Origin of the sequence: Spirillospora sp. NPDC046719, from assembly GCF_040645715.1 — a bacterium.
GTDB lineage: Bacteria > Actinomycetota > Actinomycetes > Streptosporangiales > Streptosporangiaceae > Spirillospora.
In genome coordinates this window covers 1-16,405 of sequence record NZ_JBEYYT010000064.1, presented here as the reverse complement: position 1 = coordinate 16,405, position 16,405 = coordinate 1, and the positions used below count along the sequence as shown (strand labels likewise).

General features: G+C 73.4%; 13 protein-coding genes and 2 pseudogenes. 6 read left to right on the top strand and 9 right to left on the bottom strand.

Translation table 11 applies throughout. The features are described from left to right. Position 1: 1 nt before the first annotated feature. Positions 2–556, top strand: a complete 555-nt coding sequence (locus ABZ914_RS14190) for an NUDIX hydrolase (protein ID WP_433143697.1) — start codon at positions 2–4, stop codon at positions 554–556. A 13-nt stretch (positions 557–569) separates the two neighbouring features. On the opposite strand, the gene ABZ914_RS14185 is transcribed toward ABZ914_RS14190, so the two are convergent. The 3 genes from ABZ914_RS14185 to ABZ914_RS14175 all read right to left on the bottom strand — a co-directional run bounded on the left by ABZ914_RS14185 (position 570) and on the right by ABZ914_RS14175 (position 4,067). Continuing rightward, on the bottom strand, positions 570–1,622 hold the full coding sequence (locus ABZ914_RS14185) for a HAMP domain-containing sensor histidine kinase (RefSeq protein ID WP_500193357.1): 1,053 nt from the start codon (positions 1,620–1,622) through the stop codon (positions 570–572). Continuing rightward, positions 1,622–2,305 (bottom strand): response regulator transcription factor, encoded by a 684-nt coding sequence (locus ABZ914_RS14180; RefSeq protein ID WP_387027997.1) that lies wholly within the window; start codon positions 2,303–2,305, stop codon positions 1,622–1,624. Before ABZ914_RS14180 ends, ABZ914_RS14185 begins: the two co-directional genes overlap by 1 nt. Positions 2,306–2,597: 292 nt before the next feature. Next, positions 2,598–4,067: a glutamate-cysteine ligase family protein gene (locus ABZ914_RS14175; RefSeq protein WP_500193356.1), complete on the bottom strand. Its 1,470-nt coding sequence runs from the start codon at positions 4,065–4,067 to the stop codon at positions 2,598–2,600. A 150-nt stretch (positions 4,068–4,217) separates the two neighbouring features. On the opposite strand from ABZ914_RS14175, the gene ABZ914_RS14170 reads away from it, so the two are divergent. Further along, positions 4,218–5,567 (top strand): sensor histidine kinase, encoded by a 1,350-nt coding sequence (locus tag ABZ914_RS14170; RefSeq protein WP_500193355.1) that lies wholly within the window; start codon positions 4,218–4,220, stop codon positions 5,565–5,567. A 108-nt stretch (positions 5,568–5,675) separates the two neighbouring features. Here ABZ914_RS14170 and ABZ914_RS14165 read toward each other — a convergent pair whose 3' ends face one another. The 3 genes from ABZ914_RS14165 to sigE all read right to left on the bottom strand — a co-directional run bounded on the left by ABZ914_RS14165 (position 5,676) and on the right by sigE (position 7,822). Then, positions 5,676–6,224, bottom strand: coding sequence for a YceI family protein (locus ABZ914_RS14165; protein ID WP_387027993.1), 549 nt, complete (start codon positions 6,222–6,224; stop codon positions 5,676–5,678). Between the two features lie 159 nt (positions 6,225–6,383). Then, positions 6,384–7,199: an alpha/beta fold hydrolase gene (locus tag ABZ914_RS14160; protein WP_500193354.1), complete on the bottom strand. Its 816-nt coding sequence runs from the start codon at positions 7,197–7,199 to the stop codon at positions 6,384–6,386. A gap of 92 nt (positions 7,200–7,291) precedes the next feature. Next, positions 7,292–7,822: an RNA polymerase sigma factor SigE gene (gene sigE, locus ABZ914_RS14155; protein ID WP_500193371.1), complete on the bottom strand. Its 531-nt coding sequence runs from the start codon at positions 7,820–7,822 to the stop codon at positions 7,292–7,294. Between the two features lie 177 nt (positions 7,823–7,999). On the opposite strand from sigE, the gene ABZ914_RS14150 reads away from it, so the two are divergent. From ABZ914_RS14150 to ABZ914_RS14140, 3 genes are all read left to right on the top strand, one after another. Continuing rightward, a complete protein-coding gene (locus ABZ914_RS14150) occupies positions 8,000–9,301 on the top strand; it encodes an esterase-like activity of phytase family protein (protein WP_500193353.1) in 1,302 nt (433 codons plus the stop codon). A gap of 144 nt (positions 9,302–9,445) precedes the next feature. Next, positions 9,446–11,020, top strand: coding sequence for an acyl-CoA synthetase (locus ABZ914_RS14145; protein WP_500193352.1), 1,575 nt, complete (start codon positions 9,446–9,448; stop codon positions 11,018–11,020). Positions 11,021–11,136: 116 nt separating this feature from the next. After that, positions 11,137–12,753, top strand: a complete 1,617-nt coding sequence (locus ABZ914_RS14140) for a serine/threonine-protein kinase (RefSeq protein WP_500193351.1) — start codon at positions 11,137–11,139, stop codon at positions 12,751–12,753. Here the strand turns inward: ABZ914_RS14140 and rho are convergent. Further along, positions 12,750–13,844 (bottom strand): annotated as a pseudogene (gene rho / locus ABZ914_RS14135) (transcription termination factor Rho); the annotation flags it as partial. The gene ABZ914_RS14140 and the pseudogene rho sit on opposite strands and share 4 nt — an antisense overlap. Positions 13,845–14,305: 461 nt before the next feature. Further along, entirely contained in the window at positions 14,306–15,067 is a 762-nt protein-coding gene (locus tag ABZ914_RS14130) for a PEP/pyruvate-binding domain-containing protein (protein ID WP_500193350.1), read from the bottom strand. 202 nt (positions 15,068–15,269) lie between these two features. On the opposite strand from ABZ914_RS14130, the gene ABZ914_RS14125 reads away from it, so the two are divergent. Beyond that, the gene (locus ABZ914_RS14125; protein ID WP_500193349.1) at positions 15,270–16,031 is read left to right on the top strand and encodes an enoyl-CoA hydratase/isomerase family protein; all 762 of its coding nucleotides are present in this window, start codon (positions 15,270–15,272) and stop codon (positions 16,029–16,031) included. A gap of 73 nt (positions 16,032–16,104) precedes the next feature. Here the strand turns inward: ABZ914_RS14125 and ABZ914_RS14120 are convergent. Next, positions 16,105–16,405, bottom strand: a pseudogene (locus ABZ914_RS14120) (hypothetical protein); the annotation flags it as partial.

The window sequence follows — 16,405 nt, the reverse complement described above, 5'->3', positions numbered from 1 at the left end:
CGTGACAGAGACCGAGCAGCCCGCCGTCCGCCGCGTCGGCTCGCGGGTCGTCTACGAGAACCCCTGGATGCTCGTCCGCGAGGACGAGGTCGAGCGCCTCGACGGCTCGCGCGGCATCTACGGCATCATCGAGAAACCGGACTTCGCGCTGGTCATCCCCGCCGAGGGCGACGCGTTCCACATGGTGGAGGAGTTCCGGTACCCGATCGGGAGGCGCACCTGGAGCTTCCCGCAGGGCTCGCTGCCCGACCGGCGGCGCGCCGAACCCGAGGAGCTCGCCCGCCTCGAACTCGCCCAGGAGACCGGCCTGCGCGCCGGCACCCTCACCCACCTCGGCCACCTGAACTGCTCGCACGGGACGAGCGGCCAGGGCTTCGACGTCTTCCTCGCCACCGACCTGACGGCGGGCGAGGCCGACCGCGAACCCGAGGAGCAGGACATGCGGCAGCGCCTCGTCCCGCGCGCCGAGTTCGCCGAGATGATCCGCGACGGCCGCGTCACCGACGACTCCACGGTGGCCGCCTACACCCTCCTCACCCTCCACGAACAGCGCTGAGCCGCGGCGCGGGTCACCGCGGCGGGCCGCCGGGGAGGGCGACGCGGATCCGGCAGCCCTCGTCCGTGTCGAGGACCGTGATGTCGCCGCCGTGCAACTCCGTCGCCCAGTTCGCGATGGCGAGGCCGAGACCCGTCCCGCCGCCCGGCGTCCCCGCGCGCGGGCCGTTCGCCGCGCCGCGCGAGAACCGCTCGAACACCCGCGCGCGCTCCTCCGGCGGGATGCCCGGCCCCTCGTCGGCGACCTCGATGACCAGCGCGCCGGGCACCGGCCCCGGACGCGCCGTCACCGTCACCGGACGGCCCGCCGGGCCGTGCTTCGCCGCGTTGTCCAGCAGGTTCGCGACGACCTGGTGCAGCCGGTCCCGGTCCGCCGTCGCCCGCAGGCCCGGCGGCACGTCCGCCTCGAACCGCGCGTCCGGGTGGCCCGCCGCCGCCTCCGCCGCCACGTCGCCGATGAACGCCGCCACGTCCAGCTCGTCCAGGTCGAGCGGCGCCGCGCCCGCCTCCACCCGCGACAGGTCCAGCAGCTGCGTGACGAGCCGGCCGAGCCGCTCCGTCTGGTCGAGCGCCGACTCCAGGACGTCCGGCGTCGCGGGCGTGACGCCGTCCGCGACGTTCTCCAGCACCGCCCGCAGCGCGCTGATCGGCGTCCGCAGCTCGTGCGAGACGTTCGCGACGAACTCGCGGCGCTGCCGGTCCACCTCGGCGAGGTCGGCGGCCATCCGGTTGAACGCCTGCGCCAGCTCGCCGACCTCGTCCCGGGACGTGGCCCGCACCCGGCGGCTGTAGTCGCCGCGCGCCATCGCGCGCGCCGCCGCCGTCATCTCCCGCAGCGGCGCCGTCATCCCGTGCGCGAGGAGCTGGATCACCACCAGCGAGATCAGCACCCCGACCGGCATCGTCTGCCGCGCCCGGAACCCCAGCGGGTACCCCCACAGCACGATGAGGACCGCGACGCACGCCGTCACCACCACGACGACGCCGAACTTCATCTTGATGGACCGCAGCGGGTCCAGCGGCCGCGGCCACCTCGTCCACAGCCTGTGGAAAACCCTCGCCTCCATCACTGCGCGGCCTCCAGGCTGTAGCCGACGCCGTGCACCGTGCGGATGAGGCCCTGCCCCAGTTTGCGGCGCAGCGCCTTCACATGGCTGTCGACGACCCGCGTGCCCGACGCGTCCGCCCAGTCCCACACCTGCTCCAGCAGGACCGCGCGGGTCAGCACCGCGCCCCGGTTCCGGACCAGGCACGCGAGCAGGTCGAACTCCGTCGGCGTCAGGTGCACCTCGCGGCCGTCCCGCCGCACCCGCCGCGTCCGCGGGTCCACCTCCACCGGCCCGGCCCGCATCGGCCCGTGCCCCGCCGCGTCCACCCCGGGCCGCTCCACGCGCCGCAGCACCGCCCGGATCCGCGCCACCAGCTCCCGCATGCTGAACGGCTTCGTCACGTAGTCGTCGGCGCCGACGCCGAGCCCGACCAGCAGGTCCGTCTCGTCGTCGCGGGCCGTCAGCATCAGCACCGGCACCGCGCGCTCCGCCTGCACGCGCCGGCACACCTCCAGGCCGTCGAACCCGGGGAGCATCACGTCCAGCACGACGAGGTGCGGGCCGAACGCGCGGGCCCGCTCCACGGCGGACGGCCCGTCCGCCGCCGTGTCCACCGCGAACCCCTCGGCGACGAGGCGGTCCGCCACCGCCCGCGCGATCGTCGGCTCGTCCTCCACCACCAGAATCCGCGTCTCGCTCACACGCGCACTCTAAGCACACGGAACGCCCACTTCGTGCCCGGAATGTGCAGATGTTGTGTTGACCCTCACCGTCCGAACCCCGGCCCCCCGGGCTTGAACCTCGACCACAGGTTCACGGGACGGCCCGTGGAGCGAGCGCCAGCGAGCGCAACGGGATGCCCGGCGCGCCGCGCCCCCGCAGCGGAGCGCCAGCGGAGCGCCAGCGGAGCGCCAGCGGAGCGCCAGCGGAGCGAGGAGGTGGCGAGCCGCGCAGCCGGGGGTTCCAGGGGGTCGCCCCCTGGGGGGACAGGAGTCACCATTCGTGGACCGGGGCGTTGGTGCGCATGTTCTCTACGTAGCGGCGGGTCATGAGGCGGAGGGCTTCGTGGCGGGGGGCGGCGGTGGACTCCTCGATGGCGTCGACGGTGGCGATCTGCCAGGCGGCGCCGGTCTGGCCGGTGACGCAGCGGCGCTCGATGATGCCGAGGAGCCGGTCGCGGCGGGACGGGTCGACGCCCCAGCGGTCGAGGCCCTCGTGGGCGAGGGGGAGCAGCTTGCGGAGGATGAGCTCGGCGGCGGGGACCTCGCCGACGCCGGGCCAGTAGAGGGTGGCGTCGATGCCGTCGCGGGCGGCGCGGTGCAGGTTCTCCTCGGCGGTGTTGAACGACATCCGCGACCAGACGGGGCGGTCCTGCTCGGCGAGCATGCGGACGACGCCGTAGTAGAACGCGCCGTTGGCGACGACGTCGGCGACGGACGGCCCGGCGGGCAGGACGCGGTTCTCGATGCGCAGGTGGGGGCGGCCCTTGACGACGGCGTAGATGGGGCGGTTCCAGCGGTAGATGGTGCCGTTGTGCAGGGTCAGCTCGCCGAGTTCGGGGATGCCGCCCTCTTCGAGGACGGTGAGCGGGTCCTCGTCGTCGCAGAGCGGGAGCAGCGACGGGAAGTAGCGGGTGTTCTCCTCGAACAGGTCGAAGACGGAGGTGATCCAGCGTTCGCCGAACCAGACGCGGGGCCGGACGCCCTGCGACTTCAGCTCGTCGGGGCGGGTGTCGGTGGCCTGCTCGAACAGGGTGATGCGGGTCTCGTGCCAGAGGCGGTGCCCGAACAGGAAGGGGGAGTTGGCGGCCATCGCGACCTGCGCGCCGGCGATGGCCTGGGCGGCGTTCCAGTAGGCGCCGAACTGGTCGGGGCTGACCTGGAGGTGGAACTGGACGCTGGTGCAGGCGGCTTCGGGGAGGATCGTGTCGGTGTGCATGCGCAGCGGTTCGGGGCCGTCGATGGCGATGTGCATCTCCTCGCCGCGCGCGCGGAAGATCTGGTCGTTGAGCATCTTGTAGCGGGCGTTGGAGGAGAGGGTCTCCTCGCCGATGTCGCTGCGCCGCAGGGTCGGCAGGACGCCGATCATGACGAGTTCGCCGCCGACCTCGCCGGCCCGGTTCTCGGCGTGCTCCAGGTGGTCGCGGACCTCGGTCTCCAGCGCGCCGGTCCCTTCTCCGCCGAGTTCCCGCGGCGGGATGTTGATCTCCAGGTTGAACTGGCCCAGCTCGGTGGCCCAGGCCGGGTCGGCGATGGCCTTGAGCACGTCGGCGTTGCGCATCAGGGGGTCGCCGAGCTCGTCGATCAGGTTGAGCTCGATCTCCAGGCCGATGTGCGGGCGTTCGAAGTCGAACTGGGATTCGCCGAGCATGCGGGCCAGTACGTCCAGGCATCTGCGGACCTTGTCGCGGTAGCGTCGGCGGTCTTCGCCGCTGATGGTGACCGAAGCCACGTCCCTGCCCATGTGTCCGTCCCTGTGCTTCGGAGGAACCGTCATAAAACGGGATGTCCCGGCTAGGGGGGTGGAAAACCCGGCCAGTGATTTCGGGCCACGTTTAGTGACTGGCCGGTAACCGGTATCGGCGACCCGGTAACCCGTGACACTCTGTGATGCATGCGGATGCGCCCCCGGTCGATCAGGGCCAGGGACACCGTCGTCGCCGCCGTCATCGCGGCGCTCGTGTGGGGCGTCAGCGCCGTCGGCGTCGATCTCGCGATCCGCACGATCGTCCGGGACGACCTGCTGCAGCGCACGCAGGTGGACGCGCGAAGGGTCAGCGGCGGCGTCCGGGACGGCACGCTGCGCGGCCCGATCCCCGACTCCAGCGACGGCCGCGTGCTGGTGCAGGTCGTCGCGCCGGGCGGCCGCGTCCGGGAGGCCACGCAGGCCGCCGCGGGACGCCCGCCGGTCAGCCGGCTCTGGCCGTCCCCGGGCCTGCGGGTGCGGGACTTCACCGAGTGCCACGGGAGCTGGCCGCACCGGCGGTGCCTCGTCGCGGAGGCGATCCGCGCCACCACCGCGCCCGACTCGGTCGTGGTGTACGCGGCCGAGCCGATGCCGTCCTACCTGGTCAACGGGCTGCTGGAGGGGCTCCTCGCGGCCGGGGTGGCGGTCCTCGCGGGGATCGCGGCCTGGGTCACCTGGCGGGTCGTCGGCCGGACGCTCGGCCCCGTCGAGGCGATCCGCGCCCAGCTCGCAGAGATCAGCGCGACGGATCTGAGCCGGCGGGTGCCCGAGCCGCCCGGCGAGGACGAGATCGCGCAGCTCGCCCGCACCGCGAACGCGACCCTCGACCGGCTGGAGGCGGCGGTCGGGCGGCAGCGGCAGTTCGCCTCGGACGCCTCGCACGAGCTGCGCACCCCGATAGCGGGGCTGCGCGCCAACCTCGAGGACGCCTCGATGCACCCCGAGGACAACGACCTGCCCGCCGTCGTCGAGCAGGCGCTGCACGACACCGACCGGCTGGAGTCGATCGTCACCGATCTGCTGCTGCTCGCCCGCATCGGGACGGGCGGGACCGTCGCGCAGGAGCCGATCGACCTGTCCGCGCTGGCCGGCGCGGAGATCGGCCGCCGCACGTTCCAGGTGAAGATCGAGAAAGAGCTCGCGCACGGCGTGACGGTGCGGGGCGTGCGGATGCAGCTCGTGCGGCTGCTGGGGAACCTGCTGGACAACGCCGAGCGGTACGCCGACCAGGTCATCGCCGTGGAGGCGGTGCGCGCCGGCGGCCACGCGCTGCTCACCGTGACCGACGACGGCGTCGGCATCGCGGCCGCGGACCGCGAGCGGGTCTTCGAGCGGTTCACCCGGCTGGACACCGCGCGCAGCCGCGGCGCGGGCGGCACCGGGCTGGGGCTGGCCATCGCCCGCGAGATCGCGGAGGCGCACGGCGGCACGCTGCGCGTCGAGGAGGACCCGCGCGGCGCCCGCTTCGCCCTCCGCCTCCCCCTGGCCGGTGAATGACCGGGCCCCGAACGGACCAGGGAAAGCGGAAAGGGCCGTCCACGGGGTGTGGGACGGCCCTTTCCGGTGGGCGCCCGTGCGGGGCGGGCGCCCGGGAGGATGGTCTCGTCAGGCGCGGACGGCCTGGATCTCCAGCTGGAGGTTGACCTTGTCGCCCAGGAGGGCGCCCTCGCCCTTCAGCGGGACGTTGAACTCGATGCCCCAGTCCTTGCGGTTGATCGTGGTCTCGGCGGAGAACCCGGCGCGCGTGCCGCCCCACGGGTCCTCGGCGACGCCGTTGAACTCGACCTGCAGGCTGACCGGACGGGTGACGCCCTTGATCGTGAGGTCGCCGTCCAGGTAGTACTCGCCGCCCTCGGCGCGCACGCCCTTGGTGTTGAAGGTCATGGTCGGGTGGTTCTCGACGTCCAGCACGTCCGCGGTGCGCACGTGGGCGTCGCGGTCGGCGTTGCGGGTGTCGAGGGAGGCCACCTTGATCTCGGCGTGCGCGGTGGAGCCGGCGAGGTCGTCGGCGATCTGCACGGAGCCGGAGAACTCGGTGAACGACCCGCGCACCTTGGTCATCAGGTGGCGGATGGTGAAGGTGACCTCGGAGTGGGTCGGGTCGATGTTCCAGGTGCCGGCGGTCAGGCCCGGGGCGATGGTGTCGATGCTCATCGGTGACTCCAATGCGACGTAGGTGCTTGAAACTTCAACGACTATCCCGGAGGTTAGTTGAAGGCTCAAACACATGTCAACCGCCCCTTGTTCCCCGGCGCGCCAACCGGCGGGACGCAGGGCCGGGTGGCCGTGCGTCCCGCCGGGCGCTGAAGGGCGTTAGGACGCGGCGCTCTCCGGGCGGGCGCCGAGGAGCGGGTGGGCGCTGCCGTCCAGCAGGACGCGCGCGACCTGCGGCGGGTCGTCGGACATGGGGACGTGCCCGCAGCCCTCCAGCCAGACGAACCGGGCGTGCGGGAGGCGGCGCTGCGCCCGGACGGCCTGGCTGCGCAGCAGCAGGCGGTCCTTGGTGCCCCAGGCGATCGTGACGGGGACGTCCGCGCAGGCGCCGGCGAAGCGGGTGGCGCGGCCGGCGCGGAGCGTCGGCTCGAAACCGACGGCGTCGCGCATGGCGCGGGCGTCGCCGGTGAGGGCCTCCAGGTCCATCAGGTCCGGACGGCCGTAGATCATGCCGAACATGGCGGCGCGGCGGCGCGGGGAGCGCGCCAGCCGGGCCAGGACGGTGTCGGGGACGCGGGCGCCGAGCCGGGACGCGCGCAGCACCGAGGAGGCGTAGCGCAGTTCCGCGGCGTTGAAGAACCCGGCGGGCGACAGCACCGTGGCGGAGCTGACGAGGCCGCGGTCGGCGGCCTCCAGGGCGAACAGGCCGCCGAGCGAGTTGCCGGCGATGTGCGGGCGGTCCAGGCCGAGGTCGGCGAACGCCTCGGCGAGGACGGAGACGGCGGAGTCGAGCGTGTAGGGAACGCCGTCGGGCAGGGGCGGGGACTCGCCGAAGCCGGGCAGGTCGACGGCGATGACGTCGCGTTCCGCGGCGAGCAGGTCCAGGACGGGGGACCAGCCCTGCCGGCGGTGGCCGATGCCGTGCAGGAGGACCAGCGGCGGGCCTTCGCCGCGGCGGTCGAAGACGATGTCCACGGGCCGAGGGTAGGCCCGAAGTTACTCGCGGGTCACTAGTGACGCTCGTCACGCGCGCCGGCGCGTACGGGGGTGCGGGGCGCGGCGGACGGTCAGCCCGGCGCGACCTCGGCGGGGCGGCGGTGCTCCAGCGCGTTGCGCAGCTGGGCCCGGCCCCGGTGGATGCGGGAGCGGACGGTGCCGAGCTTCACCCCGAGGGACGCGGCGACCTCCTCGTAGGTGAGGCCCTCGATGTCGCACAGCACGACGGCGGCGCGGTACTCGGGGGCGAGGCCGTCCAGGGCCTTCTGGATGTCGGCGTCGAGGTGGCGCTCGTCGTAGGACTGGGCGGGGCTCGGCTCGCGGCCCTGGAGCCGCTCGGCGGCGTCGTCGGCGAGCGCGTCGAAGCGGATGCGCTGCTTGCGGCGGGCGCGGTCGAGGAACAGGTTGGTGGTGATGCGGTGCAGCCAGCCCTCGAACGTGCCGGGGCTGTAGGACGACAGCGAGCGGAAGACCCGGATGAAGACGTCCTGGGTCAGGTCCTCGGCGTCGTGCCGGTTGCCCGTAAGGCGGTACGCCAGCCGGAACACCCTTGTGGAGTGCTCGGTGACGATCTCCTCCCACGTCGGAGGAGTCCACGCCATCGTGCCTGCGCTCACCACGACCCCCGTCTGATACGAAATCGTTACGGCCAAGCATGCCGGTACCCAGATAAGACCGGTGTAAGAAGCTTTCGGCGTGGCCGGATCCGGCGGTCCGGTGATCCGGTCCTTCACCTGGGGATCATCGGCCGGACATCCTGGGGCTCTACGGTCCCGGCTGTGACAGATCGCTCATTTCCTTACCGGACGCTCATCGCCGGTCTCGCCCTCGCGGCGGGCCCCGCCGCCGTGCTCGCCCCCGGGACCGCGCTCGCCGCGTCCCGCCCGTCCCCGGAGAGCGCGACCCTTCCGCGGATCCCGCTCGCGCGGTTCCAGAACGGGCTGCTGCCCGGCAGCGTCGCCGACGACCACGGGGTGGCGCTCGGCGGGATCGGCAGCGACCTGTTCCACGAGAAGGGCGCCCCGCGCGACGAGTTCTGGGCGATCACCGACCGCGGCCCGAACGGCACCGTCACGGTGGACGGCGAGGACCGCACGACGTTCCCCGTCGCCTCGTTCGACCCGACGATCGTGAAGCTGCGGGTCCGCAAGGGCACCATCAAGATCACTCGGGCGCTGCCGATCACGAACGCGCAGGGCCGCCCCGTGACCGGACTGCCGAACGTCGAGGGCCGCGAGTCGGCGCCCTACACCCTCGACGGGAAGACGCGGCTGGCCTACAACGGCGACGGCATCGACTCCGAGGGGCTCGTCCGGACGAAGGACGGCGACTTCTGGGTGGCGGAGGAGTACGGCCCGTCGCTGCTGCACCTGGACCGCCGCGGACGCGTCGTGGAGCGGTACGTGCCGCAGGGCTGGACCGGGAAGGCCGGTTACCCAGTGAAGGCGGTGCTGCCTTCAATCCTGAACAAGAGGACCGAGAACCGTGGCTTCGAGGGCCTGACCGTATCTCCGGACGGTAAGTCCTTGTACGTCGCGGTGCAGAGCCCGCTGTCGAATCCGGACAAGAGCGCCTACAAGAAGTCGCGGATCGCGCGCGTGTTCCGGTTCGACCTCCGGAAGGGGAGCGTGTCCGGCGAGTACGCGTACCGCTTCGAGGACGTGTGCGCGTTCGACCCGTCCCACTGCGGCGACCAGAAGGAGATGAAGATCTCCGCGTTGACCGCCGTGAACGACCACGAGCTGCTGGTGGACGAGCGCACCGACGACGTCGCCCGGATCTACCGGGTCGACCTGCGCAAGGCCACCGACATCCTCGGCATGCGCTGGGACGACGAGCGGACGACGCCGTCGCTGGAGCAGTCCGAGTCGGGCATCGCGCCGCTGCCGAAGACGCTGGCCGTGGACCTCGGGAAGGTCGCGGGCGTCCCCGGCAAGATCGAGGGTGTGGCGTTCGCCGACGGCCGTACGCTCGCGGTCGTCAACGACAACGACTTCGGGCTCGGCACGTTCGGCCCGGACGGCCGGCTGGTCGACAGCGGCGTCCCGACGAAGCTGACCTACGTCCCGCTGCCGCGCTGACCGGACCGCCGGGCACGCGCGCCGACCGGGCCGGCACCGTGTGACCGAACTCATTGGACTCGATGACAACAGCCATTGAGACGATCGCCGGTCGCCGAGGATGATCGGAGGCGTCCCACCCACCCCGACATCCGAGGACGTGGCATGGCGCGCAGCTACAACCTGGCCGATCTGCTCGAGATCCTGGCGGAGGCGGGGCCCGAGCGCCCCGCCCTCGTCGCCGGCGGCGAGCGGCGCACGTACGCGCAGCTCGACGAGCGGGCGAGCCGGGTCGGCCACCATCTCGCCGCCGCGGGCGTCCAGGCCGGGGAGCACGTCGCGATCCTCGCCTACAACCGGGCGGAGTGGGTCGAGGCGATGATCGGCGCGTTCAAGATCCGCGCGGTGCCGATCCCGGTGAACTACCGGTACGTCGCCGGGGAGCTGCACCACGTCCTGTCCGACTCCGACTCCGTCGCGCTCATCGGGGAGCGGTCGCTCCTGGAGAAGGTGGAGGAGGTCCGCGGCGACCTGCCGAAGCTGCGGCACGTCGTCGTCCTGGAGGACGGCTCGTCCGCGGACATCCCGGACGCCGTCGGCTACGAGGAGGCGCTCGCGGCCGCCGCGTCCGGCAACGACTTCCCGGAGCGCTCCAGCGACGACCGCTACATCATGTACACCGGCGGTACCACCGGCTACCCCAAGGGCGTCGAGTGGCGCTGCGAGGACATCTTCTTCGGCGCGCTCGGCGGCGGGAACGTCCTCGGCGACCCCATCACCAGCCCCGAGGCGATCGCCGCGAACGCCGAGCAGCCGCCGATGGCCGTGCTCGACTGCGCGCCCGTCATGCACGGCGCCGGCCAGTGGGTCGCGTTCATGGGCCTGTTCAGCGGCGCGAAGGTCGTCCTCTACACCGACCACGCCTTCGACGCCGGGACGGCGCTGACGCTCCTCGCCGAGGAGCAGGCGAACGTCCTGATGCTGGTCGGGGACGTGATGGCCCGCCCGGTCGCCAAGGCCGTCGCGACCGGCGCGTACGACACGTCCTCGCTGATGGCGATCGCGTCCGGCGGCGCGCCGCTGACGGAGGGCGCGAAGGCGGCACTGCGCGAGCACCTGCCGAACATCATGTTCCTTGACAACTACGGCGCGTCCGAGACGGGCGCGTGCGGGCCGTCCGTGGACGCCAAGGAGGGCACCGCCCGGTTCATGATGCGGCCCGGCATCACCGTCCTGGACGACGACCTCGAGGTGGTCGCGCCCGGCCGGATCGGCAAGCTCGCGCGCAGCGGCCACATCCCGATCGGCTACTACAACGACCCGGCGAAGACCGCGTCGACGTTCTTCACCGACGCCGACGGCACCCGCTGGTCGGTCCCCGGCGACTTCGCGAGCCTGGAGGAGGACGGCACGATCACGCTGCTCGGCCGCGGCTCCCTCATGATCAACACCGGGGGCGAGAAGGTCTACCCGGAGGAGGTCGAGGTCGCGCTGAAGGACCACCCGGACGTGTACGACGCGGTCGTCGTCGGCCTGCCGGACGAGCGGTTCGGGCAGCGCGTCGCCGCCGTCGTCGCGCCGCGCCCCGGCGCGACGGTCACGCTGGAGGGGCTGACCGAGCACTGCCGCGGCCGCCTCGCCGGGTACAAGCTGCCCCGCCAGGTGAAGGTGGTCGACGAGGTGCAGCGCACCGCCGTCGGGAAGTCCGACTACAAGTGGGCCAGGTCCGTCTTCGCCTGATCCGCGCCGGTCGCCGGAACGGCGGCCGCCGCAACCAGCGACGCGCCGGAAAGCGGTCAAGAAAGAATTGACGGGGCGGGGGCGTGCGGCGCCGGTTCCGGGCGCATAACGTCCCCATGGACGGGGACCGGCCGAAACCGCTCGCGCGGCGGTACCGGCTGCTCTCCGTGGTCGGCCGCGGCGGCATGGGCACCGTCTGGCGCGCCTACGACGAGATGCTGGACCGGGACGTGGCGGTCAAGGAGGTCCGGCTGCCCGGCCGCATCACCGAGGCGGAGCGCCGGGCGCTGTGCCGGCGGCTGCTCGCCGAGGCGCGGGCGACCGCCGCGCTCCGCCATCCCGGCGTCGCCGCCGTCCACGACGTCCTCATGGAGGACGGCCGCCCGTGGATCGTGATGGAGTTCCTGCCGTCGTGCTCGCTGAACCGGCTGATCGGCGAGGGCGGGCCGCTCGGCGTGCGGCGGACGGCGCGGATCGGCGCGGCGGTGCTGTCGGTGCTGCGCGCCGCGCACGGGGCGGGCATCCTGCACCGCGACGTGAAGCCGAGCAACGTCCTGGTCTGCGACGACGGCCGGGTCCTGCTCACCGACTTCGGGCTGGCGCTGCACACCGACCGGGGCCGCGGCGCCGGCGGGGCGCTGCAGGCCGAGACGATGGCGGCGGGCATCGAGGGGTCGCCCGCCTACCTCGCGCCGGAACGGGTGCACGGGCTGCCGAGCGTCGAGGCGTCCGACCTGTGGTCGCTCGGCGCGACGCTCTACACCGCCGTCGAGGGGTTCTCGCCGTTCCTGCGCTGCCACGCGCTCGCGTCGATGGTCGCGGTGCTGCTCGGCGACCGCCCGCCGCCCGTCCGCGCGGGGGCGCTCACCCCGGTCATCGAGGGGCTGCTGCGGGAGCGGCCCGAGGACCGGCTGTCCGCCGAGGCGGCCGCCCGGATGCTGCAGGAGGTCGCGGACGCCGAACCGGCGGGCGCGACGGCCGCGGTCCTGGGCCCCGTCCCGAGGCCGGGCCGGCCGGAACCGGTCCGGGCCGGGTCCGGAGGGCGCCCGGCCAGCGGGGACGGTGCGGCGCGCGTCCGGCGGTCGCTGCGGGTCCCGGTGCCGGTCGGGCGGCGGCTGCGGCCCGGCGCGGTGCTGAGCGTCGCGCTCCTCGCGGCCGTGGCGGCCGGGGCCGGCACGTGGACGGCGCGGTGGAACTCCGTTGGGAAGAGCGACTCGGTGGCGCTGCGTCCGGCCGCGGGCGTCGAGGCGAAGATGGTGAAGTACACCGAGGAGGGCGGCTACTCGGTGCGCGTTCCGGCCGGCTGGCAGAGCGAGCGGCGCGACGACGTCATGGAGTGGCAGGACGAGGCCACCGGGCGGGGGCTGCGCATCTCCCCGGCTCCGGGCGAGCCCTTGAGCGGGCTGCGCGCGGCCGAGCGGAGGTCCGAGGCGCGGCACCTGTATCCGGGGTACCGCCGGCTGCGGCTGGAGGCCGCACCGGAACTCGGCGGCGACGCCGCGGAATGGGAGTTCGTCTGGAACGGCGGCGGACAGGGCGGCGGCGGACAGGCCGGTGGGCAAGGCGAGGGACAGGGCGGGGGTCAGGGAGCCTCAGCGCAGGGCGGTGTGCACGTGCTGTGCAGCCGCGCCGCCGGATACGAGTTCTGCTTCCACGCGCCTGAACCGCACTGGACGCCGGGGCAGCGGCTCTACGACCGCGTCCTCAGGACGTTCAGGCCGCAGAAGGGCTAGAGGCTCTTCTGGAGCCGGAGCAGGAACTCGGCGTTCGACGAGGTGCCCTTCATCTTCTCCAGCAGCTGCTCGATCGACTGCTGCCTCTCCAGGCCCTGGAGGGCGCGGCGCAGCCGCCAGGTGAGGGCGAGCTCCTCGGGCGACATGAGCAGCTCGTCGCGGCGGGTGCCGGACGCCTCGATGTCGACGGCGGGGAACACCCGCCGGTCCGCGAGGCCACGGTCGAGCTTCAGCTCCATGTTGCCGGTGCCCTTGTACTCCTCGAAGAACACGTCGTCCATCCGGGAGCCGGTCTCCACCAGCGCGGTCGCGAGGATGGTCAGCGAGCCGCCGTTCTCGATGTTGCGGGCGGCGCCGAAGAACTTCTTGGGCGGGTAGATCGCGGTGGTCGCGACGCCGCCGGCGAGGATGCGGCTGCTGGACGGCGCCGCGAGGTTGTAGGCGCGGCCGAGCCGGGTGATCGAGTCGAGCAGCATCACCACGTCGTGGCCCTGCTCGACGAGCCGCTTGGCGCGCTCGACGGCCAGCTCGGCGAGGGAGGTGTGCTCCTGCGCGGGCCGGTCGAACGTCGAGTGGATCACCTCGCCGCGGACCGTCCGCTGCATGTCGGTGACCTCTTCGGGGCGCTCGTCGATGAGCACCATCATGAGGTGCACCTCGGGGTTGTTCGTGCTGATGGCGTTCGCGAGGGCCTGCAGCACCATCGTCTTGCCGACCTTCGGCGGCGACACGATCAGCCCGCGCTGCCCCTTGCCGATCGGCGCGACCAGGTCGATGACGCGGGTCGCGAGCGGGCCGGTGTCGAGGCGCAGCCGCTCGTCCGGGAACAGCGGGGTGAGCTTGGCGAACTCGGGGCGTCCGGCGGCCTGCTCGGGCGGCAGCCCGTTGACGGACTCGACGGTGGCGAGCGCGCCGAACTTCTCCCGGCCGCTCTTCGGCGGGCGGGCGGTGCCGGCGACGGCGTCGCCGGGGCGCAGGTGGTACGTCTTGACCTGCGCGAGCGAGACGTGCACGTCGTCGTTGCCCGGCAGGTAGCCGGACGTGCGGACGAACGCGTGCTTGTCCTGGACGGCGAGGATGCCGTGGAACGGGACGGCCGGCTGGTCGTCGGCGGCGGGCCGCCTCGCCTGCTGCTGAGCGCTCTTGCGCGCGGCCGGGACGGCGTGCGCCCGGCTCTCGGCGGGGCGGCGCTCCGAAGTCAGAGTGGGAGTGGACATACGGGTCCCTTCTCAGGGCGGCGCGGTGAACGCCGCGCCCCCTGGAGTCGATTCCCGCGTACGGCGGCGGAGCCCGCGGCGCGTACGCGAGGAGAATACGAGAAATGCAGCTCGGTTCACCGGGCTGACGTCGGCTCCCTTGTGCGACGGTCCGGGACGCTCGTCGGCGCGTCCGGACGGGGGATCACCGGGCGCTCAGATGGCCCGGGCGGGGAAGAAGTGCGCCTCAACCGCGGATCGCGGGAAATCAAAGGCGCTGCCTTGACAGTACAGCACCGGAGGCCGTTCGCGCATTCCCCAAGGTCATCGGTGCGTCCTCTCCTCGGGTCGGCGCGTCAGCTGGCGGGGCGGCGGGCACGGGGCAGGGTCAGGGACGACAGCGGACGCGTCTGGAGCAGCCAGAGGGCGCCCTCCCGGTCGAACCCGAACTCGATCTCCTGCGGGCCGCCGAACAGGGCCGCCGCGCGCGCGGCCAGCTTGACCAGTGCCCGAAGCTGCGGCCGGGAGAGCGGCTCCTCCTCCGGCGCGCCGGTGTCGCGCTTCATGCTCAGGACCTTGCCGCGCCGGTTGAGCGCGTAGGTCGTGGCGGCCTGGTTGTCGCGGAGCGCGCGCGGGCCGCCCAGCGCCGCCGAGACGATCACCCGCTCGGCGCGGCTCTCTAACGGGTCCGCGCCGAACAGCACGCCGCCCGTCACCAGCTCCAGCTGCGGCTGGACGAGGATCGCGGTGGTCGCGGGCCCGGTGGCGGAGGCCACCACGCCCCTCACGGCCTTGAGGAACTCCGGCCAGCCCTTGACGTCCAGGGCGGACACGTACCGGCCCGGGGCGCCCTCCTCGTGCGTGGACGAGGACCGGACCGCGAGGGCCCGGGCGCCGTTCCCGCTGAGGCGGGCCCACGCCTTCCGCAGCTCGCCGGTGTTGCGGTAGTGCTCGCCGCGCGGGAAGCACTGCACGGGGATCACGAAGCCGGGCGGCACCGGCAGCCCGTTGCGCGCGGCGCGCGAGAGATCGGACGCCTTGGCGCCGGCCATGTCGGGGGCGGCGGCCAAGGGGTCGTCCAGGTTGATCGTCCAGAAGGCGTGTGCGCTCTGCTGCACCACGAGCTCCGTTTCGGGTCGGAGGGACCCCTGATGTGTCCATAATCCGGCGGGCGTCGCCAGAATTCCTCCCTCACGCGGGGTGTTCCTAATCCATCCGGAAGGAGTATCCGTGGGGCGCTTCCGTCGTCCTCGGGGCGGAGGGGCGCCCGCCGTGCCGGGTCCGTACGATGATGCCGCTGGTGGAGCCGTAGGGAGGGCCATGGGCGGCGGGTTGCGGTGCGAGGTCGCGGGCGGGGTGGGGACGATCACCATCGACCGCCCGGAGAAGCGGAACGCCATGTCGGCGGACATGTGGCGGGCCCTGCCCGGCATCCTGGACGGCCTGGAGGCCGACTCCGGCGTCCGGGTCGTGGTGCTGACCGGCGCGGGCGGGAACTTCTGCGCCGGCGCGGACATCGCGGAGCTGACCGACATCCACCGCGACGACGACTCGCACCTGTCGACGGTCGCCGAGCGCGCCCTCGCCGCGTTCCCGAAGCCGACGCTGGCCGCGATCGAGGGGTTCTGCGTCGGCGGCGGCTGCCAGCTCGCGGCGGCGTGCGACCTGCGGTTCGCGGCGCCGGGCGCCCGGTTCGGGATCACCCCCGCCAAGCTCGGCATCGTCTACCCGGCCGCGGCGACGGCCCGGCTCGTCCGGCTCGTCGGCCCGTCCGCCGTGAAGTACCTGCTGTACTCGGCGGATCTCGTCGACGCCGACCACGCGCTGCGGATCGGGCTGCTGAACGAGATCGCCGGCGACCTCCCGGCGCGGGTCGCGGCGTTCGCCGAGACGCTCGCGTCGCGCTCGCTGCTGACCCAGCAGGCGACCAAGGACATCGTGGACGCCATCGCCGCGGACGGCCCGGTCGAGGAGAAGGTCCGGGGGTGGCTGGAGGAGGTCGCGGCGCGCGGCGAGGTCGCCGAGGGCATCGCGGCGTTCCTCGAACGCCGCCCGCCCCGCTTCACCTGGACGGGGAAGTAGGCCGCCGGGACCGATCCGCCCGGACCGCGAACCGGCTCGCCCACTCTGCGAACCGGCTCGCCCGGACCGCGGGCTAGGACGCGTCGAGGAGGCGGGCGGCCGGGAGCCGGCGCAGCCGGGCGGCCGCGCGGGACGGGTCGTCCAGGAGCCCGGCGGTCTCCGGGAGGCGCAGCTCCGCCAGCGGCAGCACGCCGCACAGCAGGTCCCCGGACGTCCGGACGATCAGCAGGGGACCGACCTGCGCGGCGGCCCGCGCGGCGCCGCGCAGCGCGTCCAGCAGCGCCGCCGCCTCGGCGGTGGCGGCGCCGGGGCCCGGGCGGAGCGCGGCGAGCAGCTCGCTGTAGTCGCGTTCCAGGCCGCGGGGGCTGCGGCCG